Origin of the sequence: Salmonella sp. A29-2, from assembly GCF_020150755.1 — a bacterium.
GTDB classification, from domain to species: Bacteria; Pseudomonadota; Gammaproteobacteria; order Enterobacterales; family Enterobacteriaceae; genus Salmonella; species Salmonella enterica.
The window spans coordinates 3,896,448-3,914,504 of sequence record NZ_CP083731.1 but is presented as its reverse complement, the minus strand read 5'-3'; the positions used below and the strand labels follow the sequence as shown (position 1 = coordinate 3,914,504).

Genomic DNA, 18,057 nt, shown 5'->3' with positions numbered 1-18,057 from the left:
GTAAAGAACGTTATGAGTTGATGGTTTCCAGATCGTGGCGAATCTTCTCTTCCATCGCTTCGTATTTGCGAAAGAAAAGTAGTGGGATCGCTGCGAGTGCGAAGAGTAGGGCGGGTGCCCAGATAAAGGCCCAGATAATTCCCTCCAGACCCGCAGCACTCTGGGCATGGTTGGGGACATAGCCAAAACTGTTCATGATCCAGGCGGCGAAAGCGGTGCCGAGGCCACTACCCATCTTGATGCAGAAGGTGCTGCCGAAGGCGATAAGAATGCCGGTAGCCTTAATACCGGTCTTCCAGGCGCCGAAATCGACGGCGAAGCCCAGCATGGCAAACGGCATTGAGCAGGCGATACCGCTGCCGATATTGCCGAGTATCCAGGCGGCGATGAGGAAAGTAATGTTGTCCGCTGCCAGCCACATCATGACGCCGCCAAACGTGGCGACCAGCAGACCGCCTACCCATATCCAGGTTTTAGCCAGGTATTTGCTAAAGAAGGGGATAGCGATGATAAACAGGATCTGAATCGTCGCCAGGCTGTTAATCAGCGGTACCAGATCTTTACGGTCGAGGTTGTAGGTCAGATAATAGACAATGGTCGTGTTGCGCTGCTGTAGGGCAATCCAGAAGATCAGATTAGCCAGCACCATCAGGATCCACGGCCAGTTACCTTTCATCGCCGCGAAACTTTTTTTCATCGGCAACTTAGGTTCATGCTGTATTTTATCCGTATCCATTTCACGAATGTTTTTAAACGCAAAGAGCGTTAGCGCGCAGGATATAATGGCAAACGTAATTGCCGTATAAATAAAACCAGCGTGATCATCACCGTTACCTAAAAAAGCGACTAACGGCAAGGCGGTCGCGTTCATTAATAAAACCCCAATTTGCCCACCGGTCATTCGCCAGGAATTTAAAACCAGTCTTTCCTTGGGAGATAAGGTCATCAGGGGTAATATTGCACTGAGTGGTGTATTAAGTCCGGTAAATAGAATGCTGGCAATCATATAAGATATTGCTGCATAGATGGCTTTTCCTGTCATACTGATATCAGGAGACCAAAATGACAGCGCGCTGAATACCGCAAAAGGCAGCGGTAACCATAAAAACCAGGGACGACATTTACCGTAGCGTGAACGCGTTTTATCGATGATGATCCCCCATATGGGGGCGTCTATGCCATCGATAATACGCGCCAGCAGCAGGATAACGCCTGCTACGGCAAGGCTAATGCCCGCAACGTCTGTGTAGAAATATAAAATGTACGTTGAGTACAGCAGATTACCCGCCACATCCAAAGAGCCGTAGCTAATACGCTGTAGTAAAGACAATGATGCTGACCCGGAAGGCTGGGTATCCTCAATGACAGAACTCATAATGATAACTCCGATATTGGTACGATACGCCCAGAAAAACAACCTCTACTTTCTAAGCAAGTTTTGAATATTATTTTTATGTCGTTTCTGAATTTAACCTCAGATTAAAATGAGTAAGTAAGGTGTACATGAAAAGTAGTTAACCCGACGGCATCAATCAATTATTAAATCTTACATCAGGATTGCGTTTATTAGTTTTTGAATGAGCGATGTTTTTATTTGCTAAGGTGGTCACAGTTTTTTCAGTAATGAAATAAGAAAAGGAAAACAGTGAAAGAAAATAACTTTCAAGTATTACGTGACTAAGGGAGGGGGAGCTGAAAAAATAGGCTGGTCAGGAAGAGCGTGAACGAGTGAGGTCAGCGCCAGCGGTTGACGAGCAAAACGGCAGATAGCAGCCATAAAAAAACCCGCTTTACGCGGGTTTTTCTACAAAGCTGATAACAAGCAGGCGATTAAGCCAGTTTGTTGATCTGTGCAGTCAGGTTAGCTTTATGACGTGCAGCTTTGTTTTTGTGGATCAGACCTTTAGCAGCCTGACGGTCCACGATCGGTTGCATTTCGTTAAATGCTTTCAGTGCAGCAGCTTTGTCGCCAGCTTCGATAGCTGCGTATACTTTCTTGATGAAAGTACGCATCATAGAGCGACGGCTTGCGTTGTGCTTACGAGCCTTTTCAGACTGAACGGCGCGCTTCTTAGCTGATTTGATATTAGCCAAGGTCCAACTCCCAAATGTGTTCTATATGGACAATTCAAAGGCCGAGGAATATGCCCTTTTAGCCTTCTTTTGTCAATGGATTTGTGCAAATAAGCGCCGTTTAAATTGCAGCACTCGTTGCGTAGTGATGGCGCAGGATTCTACCAGCTTGCGTGCTGTGAATACAGCCTTTCCATGAGAAAAATTGCATTAAGCGGCGGGTTTTGGGGCGGAGTTTGCCGCATGGCGATGAAAAGCATCTTCTTTATGTTTCATCAGGGCAATAGTCGGTTAACCTTGACCGCTGTACAAGGTATACTCTTGCGATTTTCACTGTTTTGAGTCAGACATGAAGCTGATACGCGGCATACATAATCTCAGTCAGGCCCCGCATGGGTGTGTGCTGACCATTGGTAATTTCGACGGCGTACATCGGGGGCATCGCGCTCTACTGCAGGGTTTGCAGGAAGAAGGACGCAGACGCGGTCTGCCGGTGGTGGTCATGATTTTCGAACCGCAGCCGCTGGAGCTGTTCGCGACGGATAAAGCGCCCGCCCGCCTGACGCGCCTGCGTGAAAAACTGCATTACCTTGCGCAGTGCGGCGTGGACTATGTGCTGTGCGTGAAATTCGATCGCCGCTTTGCCGCTTTGACGGCGCAAACGTTTATCAGCGAACTGCTGGTGGAGCGACTTGGCGTGCAATTTCTTGCCGTCGGCGATGATTTCCGCTTTGGTGCTAGCCGCGCGGGCGATTTCTTGTTATTACAGAAGGCGGGGGCGGAGTATGGTTTTGCGGTTTCCAGCACCCAAACCTTTTGTGAAGGCGGCGTGCGTATCAGTAGTACCGCAGTGAGACAGGCGCTGGCGGAGGATAACCTGGCGCTTGCCGAAAGCCTGCTGGGACATCCCTTTACTATTTCCGGGCGTGTCGTTCATGGCGACGAGCTGGGACGTACCATTGGCTTCCCGACGGCGAACTTACCGCTGCGCCGTCAGGTCTCCCCGGTCAAAGGGGTCTATGCGGTGGAAGTCACCGGGCTTGGCGATAAGCCGTTACCCGGCGTAGCGAACATTGGCACTCGTCCAACGGTGGCTGGCGTGCGTCAACAACTGGAAGTGCATCTGCTGGACGTTGTAATGGACCTCTACGGTCGCCATATAGATGTAATACTGCGTAAAAAGATACGTAATGAGCAGCGATTTGCGTCGCTTGATGAGCTAAAAGCGCAAATCGCACGCGATGAGTTAACGGCCCGCAAGTTTTTTGGGCTAGCCGGGCAGGTGTAACCCTGACGGTGTTTATCAAACCGAAATACGGAACCGAGAATCTGATGAGTGACTATAAATCGACCCTGAATTTGCCGGAAACAGGGTTCCCGATGCGCGGCGACCTCGCCAAGCGTGAACCGGGAATGCTGGCGCGTTGGACCGATGATGATCTGTACGGCATCATTCGTGCGGCCAAAAAAGGCAAAAAAACATTCATTCTGCATGATGGCCCTCCATATGCGAATGGCAGCATTCATATTGGTCACTCAGTTAACAAGATTCTGAAAGACATTATCGTGAAGTCCAAAGGACTGTCGGGATTTGACTCGCCTTACGTGCCGGGCTGGGACTGTCACGGTCTGCCTATCGAGCTGAAAGTCGAGCAGGAGTTCGGTAAGCCGGGCGAGAAATTTACTGCCGCTGAATTCCGCGCCAAGTGCCGCGAATATGCCGCTACGCAGGTTGACGGCCAGCGTAAAGACTTCATTCGTCTGGGCGTGTTGGGCGACTGGTCGCATCCGTACCTGACCATGGACTTCAAAACCGAAGCCAACATCATCCGCGCGCTGGGCAGAATTATCAAAAACGGTCATCTGCACAAAGGCGCTAAGCCGGTGCACTGGTGCGTTGACTGCCGTTCCGCGCTGGCGGAAGCGGAAGTTGAATATTACGACAAAACGTCACCGTCTATCGACGTGGCGTTCCGCGCCGTCGATCAGGATGCGGTGAAAGCGAAGTTTGGTTTGCCGGGCGTGAGCGGCCCGATCTCGTTGGTCATCTGGACCACCACGCCGTGGACTCTGCCGGCTAACCGCGCCATCTCCCTGGCGCCGGACTTTGATTATGCGCTGGTGCAGATTGACGGCCAGGCGGTGATTCTGGCGAAAGATCTGGTTGAAAGCGTCATGCAGCGTATTGGCGCGGCTGAATACACCATTCTCGGCACCGTTAAAGGCGCGGAGCTGGAACTGCTGCGCTTTACCCATCCGTTTATGGGCTTTGACGTGCCGGCGATCCTCGGCGATCACGTCACCCTGGACGCCGGTACCGGCGCGGTACATACCGCCCCTGGTCACGGCCCGGATGACTACGTGATCGGTCAAAAGTATGGCCTGGAAACCGCTAACCCGGTTGGCCCGGACGGCACTTACCTGCCAGGCACATATCCAACGCTTGACGGTGTTAACGTCTTCAAGGCGAACGATATCGTTATTGAACTGCTGAAAGAAAAAGGCGCGCTACTGCATGTCGAAAAAATGCAGCACAGCTATCCGTGCTGTTGGCGTCACAAAACGCCGATCATTTTCCGCGCGACCCCGCAGTGGTTCGTCAGCATGGATAAAGAAGGGCTTCGTCAACAGTCCCTGAAAGAGATCAAAGGCGTTCAGTGGATCCCGGACTGGGGTCAGGCGCGTATTGAATCAATGGTCGCTAACCGTCCTGACTGGTGTATCTCACGTCAGCGTACCTGGGGCGTACCGATGTCGCTGTTCGTGCATAAAGAAACGCAGGAGCTGCTGCCGATTGAGCGTACTCTGGCGGCGATGGAAGAGGTAGCGAAACGCGTCGAAGTTGACGGTATCCAGGCGTGGTGGGATCTCGACCCGAAAGAGATCCTCGGCGAAGATGCTGATCAATACGAGAAAGTTCCGGATACGTTGGACGTTTGGTTTGATTCCGGTTCCACCAGTTACTCCGTGGTTGATGCACGTCCGGAATTCGCCGGTCATGCGGCCGATATGTATCTGGAAGGCTCTGACCAGCATCGCGGCTGGTTTATGTCCTCCCTGATGATTAGCGTGGCGATGAAAGGCAAAGCGCCATACCGCCAGGTACTGACTCACGGCTTCACCGTCGATGGTCAGGGGCGCAAGATGTCCAAATCCATCGGTAACACCGTGTCGCCGCAGGATGTGATGAATAAACTGGGCGCGGATATCCTGCGTCTGTGGGTGGCGTCTACTGACTATACCGGCGAAATGGCGGTCTCTGACGAAATCCTCAAACGCGCTGCCGACAGCTATCGTCGTATCCGTAATACCGCGCGCTTCCTGCTGGCGAACCTCAATGGCTTCAATCCGGCCACCGATATGGTCAAACCGGAAGAGATGGTGGTGCTGGACAGGTGGGCGGTGGGCTGCGCGAAAACGGCGCAGCAAGAGATTCTGAAGGCATACGAAGCTTACGACTTCCATGAAGTGGTACAGCGCCTGATGCGCTTCTGCTCCGTTGAAATGGGTTCGTTCTACCTCGACATCATCAAAGACCGCCAGTACACCGCGAAGGCCGATAGCGTCGCGCGTCGTAGCTGCCAGACTGCGCTGTATCATATCGCAGAGGCGCTGGTTCGCTGGATGGCGCCGATCATGTCCTTCACGGCTGATGAAATCTGGGGCTACCTGCCGGGCGAGCGTGAAAAATATGTCTTCACCGGCGAATGGTACGACGGGTTGTTTGGCCTTAAGGATGAAGAGGTTCTTGATAACAGCTTCTGGGATAAAGTCCTTTTTGTTAAAGGAGCAGTAAATCGAGCGCTTGAAGCAGAAAAAGGTAATGGTATCCGTTCTTCTCTTGAAGCTAAGGTATTACTTGAATACGATGAAGATGCCGCTGACTTTATTGAAAAGCTGAGAACTCTCGAAAATGAGCTTCGTTTTATCTTTATTACGTCTCAATTTGAGATTGCCCCTCAGCCAGGAACCAGCAAACAGCTTGAGGAAGAAGAACTATTATCCGAGTTCAAAAAGGGTATGAATATTGTTCCTGTGAATCCGGTAGTTTCTAAAGCCGAGGGTGATAAGTGTCCGCGCTGCTGGCACTACACTACTGATGTCGGCAAGGTGGCGGAACATGCAGATATCTGCGGACGCTGTGTCAGCAACATCGCCGGTAATGGCGAACAACGTAAATTTGCCTGATGAGTAAACCACTCTGTTCAACAGGACTACGCTGGCTATGGCTGGTAGTAGTCGTGCTGATTATCGATTTGGGCAGCAAATACCTGATCCTCCAGAATTTCGCTCTGGGGGATACGGTAGGGCTGTTTCCGTCGCTTAATCTGCATTATGCGCGTAACTACGGCGCGGCTTTTAGCTTCCTGGCGGATAGCGGCGGCTGGCAGCGCTGGTTCTTTGCCGGGATTGCGATAGGGATCTGCGTAATTCTTTTGGTGATGATGTATCGCTCGAAAGCGACGCAGAAGCTGAATAACATCGCTTATGCGTTAATCATCGGCGGCGCGCTGGGTAACCTGTTCGACCGCCTGTGGCACGGCTTCGTTGTCGATATGATCGATTTTTACGTCGGCGACTGGCATTTCGCGACGTTCAACCTTGCCGATAGCGCGATCTGTATCGGCGCGGCGCTGATTGTACTGGAAGGCTTTTTGCCGAAGCCGACAGCGAAAGAACAGGCATAAGCGTAAATACCGGGTGGCGCTTATCCGGTTTTGTAGGCCTGATAAGCGCAGCGCCATCAGGCAAACGTGGTGCCGGATGGCGGTGAAAACGCCTTATCCGGCCTACGGTTTTATCGTTCTTTGTGCCTCCGGGCAAAACACGTGAGCAATTTGCATGTCTAAATCCGTACAGAGCAACAGCGCGATCCTCGTTCACTTCACCCTGAAACTGGATGATGGCTCAACGGCGGAATCTACCCGCAATAACGGCAAGCCAGCCCTGTTCCGTCTTGGCGATACCTCGCTTTCCGAAGGTCTGGAGCAGCAGCTTCTGGGGTTGAAAGAAGGGGAAAAGAAAGCGTTTTCGCTGGAGCCTGACGCCGCGTTTGGCGTCCCCAGTCCGGACTTGATCCAGTATTTCTCGCGCCGTGAGTTTATGGCGGCGGGCGAACCGGAAGTCGGGGCGATTATGCTTTTTACCGCAATGGATGGCAGCGAAATGCCAGGCGTGATTCGCGAAATCAACGGCGACTCGATTACCGTTGATTTTAACCATCCGCTGGCCGGGCATACCGTTCACTTTGATATTGAAGTGCTGGAAATCGATCCGGCGCTGGAGGCATAAACATGCAGATCCTGTTGGCCAACCCACGCGGTTTTTGCGCCGGGGTAGACCGCGCTATCAGCATTGTTGAAAATGCGCTCGCCATTTACGGCGCGCCAATTTACGTTCGGCACGAAGTCGTGCATAACCGCTATGTAGTGGACAGCCTGCGCCAGCGCGGGGCGATCTTTATAGAGCAAATTAGCGAAGTGCCGGATGGCGCCATTCTGATTTTCTCCGCTCATGGGGTTTCCCAGGCGGTGCGTAACGAGGCGAAAAGCCGCGATCTTACCGTTTTTGACGCCACCTGCCCGCTGGTGACGAAAGTCCATATGGAAGTGGCGCGCGCCAGCCGTCGCGGTGAAGAATCTATTCTCATCGGCCACGCCGGGCACCCGGAAGTGGAAGGCACCATGGGTCAGTACAGCAACCCGGAAGGGGGGATGTACCTGGTTGAGTCGCCAGAGGACGTCTGGACGCTGAATGTCAAAAATGAAGGCAAGCTCTCCTTCATGACGCAAACCACGCTTTCCGTGGACGATACGTCCGATGTGATTGATGCGCTGCGTAAACGCTTTCCGAAAATCGTCGGCCCGCGCAAAGACGATATTTGCTATGCCACTACTAATCGTCAGGAAGCGGTGCGGGCGCTGGCGGAGCAGGCTGACGTGGTGCTGGTGGTCGGCTCGAAAAACTCTTCTAACTCTAACCGATTGGCGGAACTGGCCCAACGGATGGGAAGAACCGCGTTTCTTATCGACGATGCGGCGGATATCCAGGAGGCGTGGGTGAAAGAAGCCGCCTGCGTCGGCGTCACCGCTGGCGCTTCCGCGCCGGATATTCTGGTGCAGAATGTTATTGCGCGTCTGCGCGAGTTTGGCGGCGGCGAAGCCGTCACGCTTGAGGGGCGCGAAGAAAATATTGTTTTCGAAGTGCCGAAAGAGCTGCGTGTGGATGTTCGTGAAGTCGAATAAGATTTCACAATTCAGAAATCTGCCCGATGACGCTACGCTGACCAGATCTTAAGGATTTCTTTTGATATTCAATGTGCGACAGGAAAAATAAGGCGTAGTCGTCATCCGGTGCTAATGCCCCACCTTTTTGCTATTCATCTGAAAAACCAGCACAATCGTTGCTGGTTTTTGGGTTGTAATGCCTACAGGGATAAGGGAAATGGGCAAAATAAAATATGGATTGGCAACGTTACTCGCCATCGGCTTTTGGATGGACGCAACAAGCGCCACGGTGCTGGAGCTACCCGCCTGGGAGCGAAACTATACCGGAACTATCGCGGGGAAACCGGTAAACGTTAATATCACGCGATTTGGTAACACGCTTTATGGGTATTACTGTTATGAACCTTGCAATCAGCACAAGGCAGCGATTGTTCTACGCGGCTCACTCCAGGATAAAGAGGTGCATCTTGAAGAACGCGTAAAGGCGCTTTCGGGTTACTGGAATGCGGAAATCTCCAGCAGTGAGATTAAAGGCGAATGGACGTCCGCAGATAAAAAACGACATTTTCCTGTTGCCCTTATCTACCTCAAACCTAAAAACTCCCCTGATATTGTGCTGGTCACGAACACGAATGATGCAGGGGGTTACGACCCTTCCAAAGAGGTTGATTGCGGCAATACGCCGGCCATTTCGGCGATAAAATTATACCGTGATGGTAAACTCATACAGACCTTAGATACCGCCTCGGTGGGCACTTGTAGCCCGTTTATGCCTCAATGGGGGGATGTCAATTTTGATGGCTACCCGGATCTGTCGATTGTCACAGAGCTACTTGCAGGGCCGGATGCTCCAGTACAAACATGGCTCTATGACCCCGCCAAACAGCGTTATGTTGATGCGCCAGCGTCTTATCAGGAAATCACTTCACCAGAGATCGATGCTGAACATAAACAGATTGTCAGCTATTGGCGCGGCGGTTGCTGCAGTCATGGCGTCAATGTGTATCGCTGGAAAGGAAAAACGATTGAACTGATCGATCGCGGTGAAAGCTACTTTCAGCCTGTGATCAGTAAAGGCAAAATGTATAACTGCTACATGATACCTTCCTACGCTGATGGGCGTATTATTTATCCGCTAGTACGTAAAAATGGTCATTTGACGCCGCCTCTTAGCCTTGATGGGACGTGTCAACCTTTTTGGCTAATCGGTAATGTTCGTACCGTGATTCAGGCAGAAAAACCCGGCGCTGAGCCCGAATCGCTTGAGATTCAGTGGCAGGAAAACAAAGCATCGCCAGGGCGTTTTTGCCCATTAGTTCCGTTTGTCGAAGGTAATAAGCTAAGTCCGCGTCTGGTGACGGATGACGATGTGCCTGATACCTGTATCAGTCGCGCTGAGTATGAAGATATAAAACAATAGGTCAGGAGAGCGTTAATGACAGCATCCCTACACATTATTCTTGATACCGATCCGGGCATTGATGACGCGGCTGCGATTGCCGCTGCGCTGTTCGCCCCCGAGCTGGATCTTCAACTGATGACCACCGTTGCCGGCAACGTTTCGGTCGAAAAAACCACCCGTAATGCGTTGCAGCTTCTGCATTTCTGGGACGCCGATGTGCCACTTGCACAAGGGGCCGCGACGCCGCTGCTGCGTCCGTTACGCGATGCGGCATACGTCCACGGCGAATCCGGTATGGAAGGCTATGATTTTGTCGACCATCAGCGCCAACCGTTGGCGAAGCCTGCGTTTATCGCTATCCGGGATGTGCTGATGAACGCCCCGGAGCCCATGACATTAGTGGCGATTGGGCCATTGACCAATATTGCGTTGCTACTGATGCACTATCCGGAGTGTGCGTGTAACATTCGCCGTCTGGTGTTGATGGGCGGTTCCGCAGGGCGCGGCAATTTTACGCCTAATGCTGAATTTAACATTGCTGTCGATCCGGAAGCCGCCGCCCACGTATTTCGTAGCGGCATTGAGATTGTGATGTGTGGGCTGGACGTCACGAATCAGGCAATGCTCTCGCCAGATTTTCTGAATAAACTGCCTGCGCTGAATCGCACCGGTAAGATGTTGCACAGCCTGTTCAACCATTATCGCAGTGGTAGTATGCGCACTGGCGTCCGGATGCACGATCTCTGCGCGATCGCCTGGCTGGTGCGTCCGGAGCTTTTTACCCTGCAATCCTGTTTTGTGGCCGTAGAAACGCAGGGGCAATATACCGCCGGTACCACGGTGGTAGATATTGAAGGGCGTCTTGGGCAGCCCGCCAACGCGCAGGTGGCGCTGGCGCTGGATGTGGACGGTTTTCGTCAGTGGGTGGCAGAGGTGTTTGCCTGTGCGCCGTAATTACATGTTGGCGCCATAATCTCATACTTTGCCGCGATAGAGTCTCTCCGGCCTGCCCACTTTCCCGTAGCTGATCTCCGCTTCGAGAAAGTTATTTTTCACGCCTTGTTCCAGATAGCGTCGGGCAGTGGTTTTACTGCTGCCCAGAATTTGCGCCAGAGTGTCTGCTGTATGTACTGCCTGCGGGTCGGCGAATATTTGTCGTACCCGGTTGAAGGTGTTTTCATCAATTCCCCGCAGTCCGCTATTCGGTTCTGCGGTTTGTTCTTTGGCCTGGATATTAAATAAGGCATCAACGTGCGTCTGGTTTGCCTGCTCACTGGAACGTAACGAACTGCGGTAACGGGTGAACCGCTCCAGGGTATGCTGCAGGCGCTGATAATGTACCGGCTTAATCAGATAATCGAATACGCCCATGCGTAAGGCATCGCTGATGGTATCCATATGATTGTCGGCGGTAATGAAAATAATTCGCCCCGTGTAGTTGGCGCTGATGGTATGACGAATTAAATCGATCCCTTTGCCATCGGGTAAAAAATTATCCAATAGAATTAACTGTGGTTGATAGAGGCGTATTTGCTTCTTTGCACTTTCCAGTTTGTCTGCGATGCCGATGATTGAAAACTGGGGAAAAAGCTTGATGGTGTCCACCAGGATTTCCGCTAGCATCGGTTCGTCTTCAACGATGAGTGTCGTAATGCTATCCATGTTATTCTTCTCTGGTAAAAGGGATATAGAGGGTAAAAATGGTGCCAAAAGGATTATTGTTATCGACGATAATGTCACCATTGGCCTGCTTGACGTAGCTGTGCACCAACCATAATCCAATTCCGTGATCGCCGTTGTTGTGGGTGGTCACTCCACGCTCGAAAATATGCTGGCGGATATTTTCGTCAATACCACATCCCTGATCGGCAACTTCAATAATGACTTCATTACCTTCGCTATTGATCAGGCACTCAATCTGTCGCGAGCCTTCACTATTGAGCAGGGTAGCGTTATAGGCGTTGTCCAATAAATTGCCAACAATCGAAATCCATTCATTATGCGAGAGCGATGACGGCAGGTGTTCAACAAAGCTTGAAGGATCGAAAATCAGCTCCAGCCCCAGCTCTTTTGCCCGATAATATTTACCGATTAATAGCCCCGCAAGGTGGTGGTCGCGGAAATTATGGGAAATAAAATCGAGTACTTTCTGGTGGCTTTCCGACTGCTGCTGAATCAGCGCCAGCGCATTATCGTAGCGCTTCAGGAACAGCAGTCCGGCAATGGTGGAAATAAGGTTGCGATGCTCATGCTGCACGGCGCGCAGGTTATCGGCGTATTGCCGCACCTGACTTAACTGCAGGCTGAGTGTATTGATATCGTCTTTGTTGCGAAAGCTAATAACCCAGCCCTGAGGCTGGTTGTCAATAATGACCGCCATGCGACTGGCGATGACTTTCATTTGGTTAAAGGTGACGATCTCATCTTTTTTGTTTTTTTGCGGCGCATCGTAAAAGAAGGCCTCCGGCAACACGATATGGTGGATTGCATAGCCAATGAGTTCAGACTCCGGTTGGCTCAGATTCAGTAAGCGGCGAGCCGTTTGGTTAATGGCGGTAATACGGTGATGGGAGTCAATGGCGATCAACCCTTCAAATACCGACTCAAACAACACGCTTTGCTGAATTAATAGTTGTGAAAGCTGCTGCGGCTCCATGTTAAGCATCTGCTTTTTAATATGCAGCGAGAAGCGGCGGGCGCAGTACAACAGCACCAGCAGCAGTAACGCCATCGGGAACAGCAACGAGCTGATTTGTAAGTTAAGCCAGCTATCCAACTGTTCCAGAGTATAGCCGACGGAAACAATACCAATGACTTTACCGGTACTGTCCTGAATCGGGGATTTACCACGTAGGGAAGAGCCTAATGAACCTTTGCGCACCGATACGTAGCTTTTAGCGTTATACAGCGCGTCGTCGCTATCGCCGCCCTCCATATATTTGCCGATCTCATCCGGGTTGACGTGATACAGTCGCTGACCTTTTTCGTTGCCAACGGTAATGTAAGTCGCATCCGAAAACGAGCGCATTGGGTCAATCAGCGCTTTGATGCGTGACAAATCATGCGCCTCTACGGCTTCAACTAATTCTGGCATAGCGGATATTTGCATTGCCTGAATAAGCGCACGTTGGCCCACCTGATAATGCAGGCGCTCTTTCGTGATATCGGTCAGATACCAGGTGATTGCCAGCATCACGATGGTGGATGTAAACAGGATCAGTAGAAATATCCGGTTTTGAAACGAGCGTCTGGCAAACCAGTGTGTAATTTCCCGTATAAACATATTGGTAGTTAGATATTTAATTACGGTATTTTCTTGCATTCGGCATCACCGGAACCTGAACCAGTTCATACTTACTTTTCTTTCAGAAAAAATTTGGATGAAAATGGGATACGACATGCGTATCCCATCCACTATTACATCGCCAGCACGTACTTCAGCATCACGCCCGCCGCAATGGCCGAACCGATAACCCCCGCCACGTTCGGCCCCATCGCGTGCATCAGCAGGAAGTTCTGCGGGTCCGATTCCAGCCCCACTTTGTTCGATACGCGTGCCGCCATCGGCACTGCCGACACCCCCGCCGAACCGATAAGCGGGTTGATTTTGTTCTTACTGCACAGGTTCATCAGCTTCGCCATCAGCACCCCGGCGGCAGTCCCGATACCAAAGGCAATCACCCCCAGCAGCAGAATGCCCAGCGTCTGCGGCTGCAGGAACTTGTCCGCGACCAGCTTCGCGCCCACCGACAGCCCGAGGAAGATGGTGACGATATTAATCAGCCCGTTCTGTACCGTGTCGCTCAGACGCTCCACCACGCCGCTTTCACGCATCAGATTGCCAAAGCAGAACATCCCCAGCAGCGGCGCGGCGTCCGGCAGCAGCAGCGCCACCAGTAGTAACAGCACCACCGGAAAGAGGATTTTTTCCCGCTTGCTGACGGTGCGCAGCTGCACCATGCGGATTTTCCGCTCCGTCTCCGTGGTCAGCGCCTTCATAATCGGCGGCTGGATTAACGGCACCAGCGCCATATACGAGTACGCCGCCACCGCGATGGCCCCCAGCAGCTCCGGCGCCAGCTTGCCCGACAGATAAATCGCCGTCGGGCCGTCCGCGCCGCCGATGATGCCTATCGCCGCCGCCTGCGGCAGGGTGAAGGCAATCAGGCCGAAGTAATTCAGCGTCAGCGCCCCCAGCACCGTGGCGAAGATACCGAACTGCGCCGCCGCGCCGAGCAGCAGGGTGCGCGGATTCGCCAGCAGCGGGCCAAAGTCGGTCATCGCGCCGACGCCCATGAAGATGACCAGCGGCGCGACGCCGGAGCCAATCGCCACTTTATAGAACAGCGCCAGCACCCCCGGCGTGTAGCCCATGTCCACCGCCAGGTTCTCCATCTGGCCCTGCACCGACGGCAGCGCCAGCGCTAATGCCTCTTTAATGGCGTGCACGTCCGGCGCGCAGTTAAGCTTCGCGGCAATCACCGCCAGCTGCCCGGCGTCGTGATGCGCCAGCAGGCTTTCCAGCGCGGTCAGCGCCATGCCCGCTTCCGGGATGTTGGAGAGCAGCCCGCCGAAGCCAATCGGCAGCAACAGTAACGGTTCGAACTTTTTCGCAATCGCCAGCCACAGCAGCAGCAGGCTCACCAGCAGCATGATGGCCTGGCCTGCGCCAAGGTGCATCAGCCCCATGCCCTGAAGCAGGGCGTTCAGACTTTCCATTCGTCCTCTCCGTTACGCCAGCGTCATCAGGGTGTCGCCCACGGAAACCGCGTCCCCGGACTTCACCGCGATACCGCGTACCGTACCGGCCTGTGCGGCGCGGATTTCGGTTTCCATCTTCATGGCTTCCAGAATCAGCAGCACATCGCCTTCGGCCACGCTCTGGCCCTCGGTGGCAATCACCTTCCAGATGTTGCCCGCCAGCGGCGCGGTGACCGGGGTGCCGGCGCCTGCCGGAGCAGCCGGGGATGCCGCCTGAACCGGCGCAGGCGAAGCCGCCGTCAGCTGGCTGATATCGCCGCCGTCGCTGACCTTCACCACAAAGGCTTTGCCTTCCACTTCGACGGTGTAGATACCGGAGGCGGCAGGCTTCTCTGCTTTTGCCACCGGCTGCGCGGCTTCCGCCTGCGGCAGTGGCTCAAACGCCGCCGGGTTGTGGCGGTTCTCAAGGAATTTGAGACCAATCTGCGGGAACAGCGCCACGGTGAGGACGTCGTCAATGGCGTTTCCCGCAAGCTGGATGCCCTTCTCCTGCGCCTGGCGCCTGACGTCCGCTTCCAGTTCAGCCAGTTCCGGTTTCAGCAGGTCCGCCGGGCGGCAGGTGATGGCTTCCGCGCCGTCCAGCACGCGGGCCTGTAACGCCGCGTTAACCGGTACCGGCGTGTGGCCGTATTCGCCCTTCAGAATGCCCGCCGTTTCTTTGGCAATGGTCTTGTAGCGTTCGCCCGTCAGCACGTTGAGCACCGCCTGAGTGCCGACAATCTGCGAGGTGGGGGTGACCAGCGGGATAAAGCCGAGGTCCTCGCGCACGCGGGGGATTTCCGCCAGCACCTGGTCGAGTTTGTCCGCCGCGTTCTGCTGCTTCAGCTGGCTTTCGAGGTTAGTGAGCATTCCGCCCGGTACCTGGGCCACCAGAATACGGCTGTCGTAGCCTCTCAGCTGGCCTTCAAAGGCGTGGTATTTTTTGCGCACCTCGCGGAAGTACGCCGCGATGCTCTCCAGCTTCAGGATATCCAGCCCGGTGTCGTGCTCAGTACCTGCCAACGTCGCCACCAGCGCTTCGGTGGCCGGGTGGCCGTAGGTGGCGCTCATGGACGAAATCGCCGTGTCCACGCCGTCGACGCCCGCCTCGATAGCCTTCAGCAGGGCCATCTCCGCCATCCCGGTGGTGGCGTGACAGTGCAGGTGCAGGCGCACCTCAAAACGTTTTTTGATTTCGCTGACCAGCTCATACGCCGCCATCGGCGTGAGAATGCCGGACATATCCTTGATGGCAATCGAGTCGACGCCGGTTTCCAGCAGTTGCTCCGTTAAATCCAGCCAGGTCTGCAGCGTGTGCGCCGGGCTGGTGGTGTAACTCAGGGTCCCCTGGGCGTGCGCGCCGTGGCTGCGCACCGCCTGTAATGCGGCTTTCATATTGCGCGGGTCGTTCATGGCATCGAAGACGCGGAACACGTCCATGCCGTTTTTCACCGCCCGCTCAACGAAGCGCTCCACCACGTCATCGGCATAGTGGCGATAACCGAGCAGGTTCTGGCCGCGCAGCAGCATCTGCAGCGGGGTTTTCGGCATGGCTTTTTTGAGTTCGCGCAGGCGTAGCCACGGGTCTTCGCCGAGAAAACGGATACAGGCGTCAAAGGTGGCGCCGCCCCAGCATTCGAGGGAGCCGTAGCCCACGTCATCGAGCGCGGCGGCAATGGGCAGCATATCATCAAGACGCAGACGGGTGGCGAACAGGGACTGGTGAGCGTCGCGCAGGACGACATCGGTAATGGCAATAGTCATGGATCCCTCCGGGAATTAAGGGTTAAGGCGGCGATGGTGGTGGATAGCGGCGGCAATCACCGGCTTTAAGCGGGTGAAGTCGTCCACGACGGGAACGGCGCGCGGTGCGGGCGCGGCGACGGGTTCCGGGAAGAAGCGAGTAATCACGGCAGACATGCCGCGAATAGCAAAGATGAGCAGGAACAGAAAGCTCAGTACGAACCCCATCCCTAAAAACATCAGGGTGAAACCTTCACCCAGTAGTACAGCTTCATTCATGAATCATTTTCCATAATGAGAGGCACGACGGTGGCCTTGACGACAACCTTCCTGGTGAATCCGGCTAAGGAGTAGAGTGGATTTCCCTTGGCCACCTCTGGCTTTGGCCTCTACTTTTCTCCAGGTCGTTTGCGGCAAAGACACCGCCGTGCGTTTTTTTACACCATCATGCTGAACACGATGCTAGCGATAACCAGCACAATACCGCCGCCCAGACGAGAGGAAATTTGTGCATATGAAATGAGGTTCATACGGTTACAGGCGGAGAGCACTTCCAGATCGCCGGAGCCGCCGCGGTTGGCCATACAAAGACCCGCAGTAATGGATGATTCAATCGGGTAGAAGCCAATCAACCAGCCCCCGATAGCTGCGCCAACGACAGCGCCGACCACAATGATTGCGGCGATAACGACGTTCGCGAACGTCAGGGCATCGATGATCTCTTGCAGATCGGTGTAGCAAACACCCACACCTACCATCAACACCCACAGCAGTTGTTTGGAGAAGAAGTCAGAAAGACGTTTCGCCCCGGCTTTAATCTCCGGTGAGCAAAGACCTGATGCGTTCAGCGCAGCAACAATCAGGACCATCCAGGCGAAGTAGTGAATAGAGACGCCGCCGATGCTTGGCAGAATTTTTTTGGCAACGACATAGGCCAGCAGGAAGCAGGTGGTGGATAGCACCATGCCAACCGCCGTTTCACGATGGGTAATCTGACCGGCCTTTTCATCATCTTCGGTTTTGAAGGAAGCCTTACGAACCAACTCACCTTCACCGCTAAGCCAGGTGTATTTTTTGCCAATCATATCGAGGAGGGCGGCGAAAATAATGGCGAAGATATTCGCAATGGTCAGAATAGCAATAGCCGTTGAGTAGTACTCTTCGCGAGAACGTCCGGTAACCGAGTGATAAATTTCAGACAGAGGCACGGCGCCCGCGCCGTTACCACCGCCCATAATCGGCAGAACGTACAGCATCATGATACGGTCGACCGGGATACCGAAGCACAGACCAATGACGATACCGAAAAGGGACGCGCCGACAATCCCGGCGAGGATGGTTGGGATATAGCCCAGCAGTGATTTTAATAGCAGCTTACGGTTTACCGACAGGATCGCGCCTGTGATCAACACTGCGATAAACAGGTTAAGGAAGTTGCTTTTATCCATTACGTTGCTGATCGCATCAATTTCTTTCTGCGTAAATATGCCAGCATAGACAAAATAAGCTGCAACCAGAAATATCATAACCGGTGCGCCGCCAATATATTTATTGAAGATCGGTAAACGTTTGCCGATTTCACCAAAAATGGCCCCCATCACAAACATAAGGGCAAAACCACCGACTAAGTCAGTCGGTATAGCATTATAAAAATGAGAAAGTAATAAAGTAATTAATGCAAAGGCATAAAGCGGTAGCGGCATACCAAAGATTTTGAATCTGAGTAAATCGCTAGCCCCCTTTTTCTCCGTCGCCGAAGCCTGGGTCATGTTGGTCATAAACATTTTCCTGTGTATTGATGGGTAACAAGACCCGCGCATACTAATAAATTCAATGAACCGTGAGATGTGACTATCTTCACTGAATGGTTGT

Annotated in this window: 16 protein-coding genes; 8 read left to right on the top strand and 8 right to left on the bottom strand. The window is 53.3% G+C overall.

Annotated elements, in window-relative coordinates; genetic code table 11:
* Positions 1–10: 10 nt before the first annotated feature.
* Complete coding sequence (locus K8W53_RS19000; protein ID WP_161399809.1) at positions 11–1,375, bottom strand: MFS transporter; 1,365 nt, start codon at positions 1,373–1,375, stop codon at positions 11–13.
* Between the two features lie 455 nt (positions 1,376–1,830).
* Positions 1,831–2,094: a 30S ribosomal protein S20 gene (gene rpsT / locus K8W53_RS18995; protein WP_001518655.1), complete on the bottom strand. Its 264-nt coding sequence runs from the start codon at positions 2,092–2,094 to the stop codon at positions 1,831–1,833.
* Between the two features lie 105 nt (positions 2,095–2,199).
* Here rpsT and K8W53_RS18990 point away from each other — a divergent pair, with 105 nt between their 5' ends.
* From K8W53_RS18990 to rihC, 8 genes are all read left to right on the top strand, one after another.
* Positions 2,200–2,415 (top strand): DUF2575 family protein, encoded by a 216-nt coding sequence (locus K8W53_RS18990; protein ID WP_001726890.1) that lies wholly within the window; start codon positions 2,200–2,202, stop codon positions 2,413–2,415.
* A gap of 7 nt (positions 2,416–2,422) precedes the next feature.
* Entirely contained in the window at positions 2,423–3,361 is a 939-nt protein-coding gene (ribF, locus tag K8W53_RS18985) for a bifunctional riboflavin kinase/FAD synthetase (RefSeq protein WP_000767311.1), read from the top strand.
* Positions 3,362–3,405: 44 nt separating this feature from the next.
* Positions 3,406–6,261, top strand: a complete 2,856-nt coding sequence (gene ileS / locus K8W53_RS18980) for an isoleucine--tRNA ligase (protein ID WP_023224146.1) — start codon at positions 3,406–3,408, stop codon at positions 6,259–6,261.
* Entirely contained in the window at positions 6,261–6,761 is a 501-nt protein-coding gene (gene lspA / locus K8W53_RS18975; RefSeq protein ID WP_000042736.1) for a signal peptidase II, read from the top strand. The genes ileS and lspA overlap by 1 nt, the downstream gene beginning before the upstream one ends.
* A 154-nt stretch (positions 6,762–6,915) precedes the next feature.
* A complete protein-coding gene (fkpB, locus tag K8W53_RS18970) occupies positions 6,916–7,365 on the top strand; it encodes an FKBP-type peptidyl-prolyl cis-trans isomerase (protein ID WP_000047269.1) in 450 nt (149 codons plus the stop codon).
* 2 nt (positions 7,366–7,367) lie between these two features.
* Positions 7,368–8,318, top strand: a complete 951-nt coding sequence (gene ispH / locus K8W53_RS18965; RefSeq protein ID WP_001166428.1) for a 4-hydroxy-3-methylbut-2-enyl diphosphate reductase — start codon at positions 7,368–7,370, stop codon at positions 8,316–8,318.
* Between the two features lie 199 nt (positions 8,319–8,517).
* The gene (locus K8W53_RS18960) at positions 8,518–9,720 is read left to right on the top strand and encodes an XAC2610-related protein (protein WP_023224147.1); all 1,203 of its coding nucleotides are present in this window, start codon (positions 8,518–8,520) and stop codon (positions 9,718–9,720) included.
* A 15-nt stretch (positions 9,721–9,735) separates the two neighbouring features.
* Positions 9,736–10,656 (top strand): ribonucleoside hydrolase RihC, encoded by a 921-nt coding sequence (gene rihC / locus K8W53_RS18955; RefSeq protein ID WP_023224148.1) that lies wholly within the window; start codon positions 9,736–9,738, stop codon positions 10,654–10,656.
* 21 nt (positions 10,657–10,677) lie between these two features.
* Here the strand turns inward: rihC and K8W53_RS18950 are convergent, their stop codons facing one another.
* The 6 genes from K8W53_RS18950 to citS form a co-directional block, all read right to left on the bottom strand.
* Positions 10,678–11,364 (bottom strand): response regulator, encoded by a 687-nt coding sequence (locus K8W53_RS18950; protein ID WP_000377411.1) that lies wholly within the window; start codon positions 11,362–11,364, stop codon positions 10,678–10,680.
* 1 nt (position 11,365) lies between these two features.
* Positions 11,366–12,985, bottom strand: a complete 1,620-nt coding sequence (locus tag K8W53_RS18945) for a sensor histidine kinase (RefSeq protein ID WP_023166950.1) — start codon at positions 12,983–12,985, stop codon at positions 11,366–11,368.
* A 134-nt stretch (positions 12,986–13,119) separates the two neighbouring features.
* On the bottom strand, positions 13,120–14,421 hold the full coding sequence (locus K8W53_RS18940; RefSeq protein ID WP_023202944.1) for an oxalacetate decarboxylase subunit beta: 1,302 nt from the start codon (positions 14,419–14,421) through the stop codon (positions 13,120–13,122).
* A gap of 12 nt (positions 14,422–14,433) precedes the next feature.
* The gene (oadA, locus tag K8W53_RS18935) at positions 14,434–16,206 is read right to left on the bottom strand and encodes a sodium-extruding oxaloacetate decarboxylase subunit alpha (protein WP_080220493.1); all 1,773 of its coding nucleotides are present in this window, start codon (positions 16,204–16,206) and stop codon (positions 14,434–14,436) included.
* A 15-nt stretch (positions 16,207–16,221) separates the two neighbouring features.
* Positions 16,222–16,464 (bottom strand): oxaloacetate decarboxylase subunit gamma, encoded by a 243-nt coding sequence (locus tag K8W53_RS18930; RefSeq protein WP_001538909.1) that lies wholly within the window; start codon positions 16,462–16,464, stop codon positions 16,222–16,224.
* Between the two features lie 158 nt (positions 16,465–16,622).
* On the bottom strand, positions 16,623–17,963 hold the full coding sequence (gene citS / locus K8W53_RS18925) for a citrate/sodium symporter CitS (RefSeq protein WP_000183602.1): 1,341 nt from the start codon (positions 17,961–17,963) through the stop codon (positions 16,623–16,625).
* Between the last annotated feature and the right edge of the window lie 94 nt (positions 17,964–18,057).

Coding starts and splice junctions, on each gene's coding strand:
- K8W53_RS19000 (WP_161399809.1), bottom strand. CDS start 1,375: ATGAGTTCTGTCATTGAGGATACCCAGCCTTCCGGGTCAGCATCATTG.
- ribF (WP_000767311.1), top strand. CDS start 2,423: ATGAAGCTGATACGCGGCATACATAATCTCAGTCAGGCCCCGCATGGG.
- ileS (WP_023224146.1), top strand. CDS start 3,406: ATGAGTGACTATAAATCGACCCTGAATTTGCCGGAAACAGGGTTCCCG.
- lspA (WP_000042736.1), top strand. CDS start 6,261: ATGAGTAAACCACTCTGTTCAACAGGACTACGCTGGCTATGGCTGGTA.
- fkpB (WP_000047269.1), top strand. CDS start 6,916: ATGTCTAAATCCGTACAGAGCAACAGCGCGATCCTCGTTCACTTCACC.
- ispH (WP_001166428.1), top strand. CDS start 7,368: ATGCAGATCCTGTTGGCCAACCCACGCGGTTTTTGCGCCGGGGTAGAC.
- K8W53_RS18960 (WP_023224147.1), top strand. CDS start 8,518: ATGGGCAAAATAAAATATGGATTGGCAACGTTACTCGCCATCGGCTTT.
- rihC (WP_023224148.1), top strand. CDS start 9,736: ATGACAGCATCCCTACACATTATTCTTGATACCGATCCGGGCATTGAT.
- K8W53_RS18950 (WP_000377411.1), bottom strand. CDS start 11,364: ATGGATAGCATTACGACACTCATCGTTGAAGACGAACCGATGCTAGCG.
- K8W53_RS18945 (WP_023166950.1), bottom strand. CDS start 12,985: ATGTTTATACGGGAAATTACACACTGGTTTGCCAGACGCTCGTTTCAA.
- K8W53_RS18940 (WP_023202944.1), bottom strand. CDS start 14,421: ATGGAAAGTCTGAACGCCCTGCTTCAGGGCATGGGGCTGATGCACCTT.
- oadA (WP_080220493.1), bottom strand. CDS start 16,206: ATGACTATTGCCATTACCGATGTCGTCCTGCGCGACGCTCACCAGTCC.
- K8W53_RS18930 (WP_001538909.1), bottom strand. CDS start 16,464: ATGAATGAAGCTGTACTACTGGGTGAAGGTTTCACCCTGATGTTTTTA.
- citS (WP_000183602.1), bottom strand. CDS start 17,963: ATGACCAACATGACCCAGGCTTCGGCGACGGAGAAAAAGGGGGCTAGC.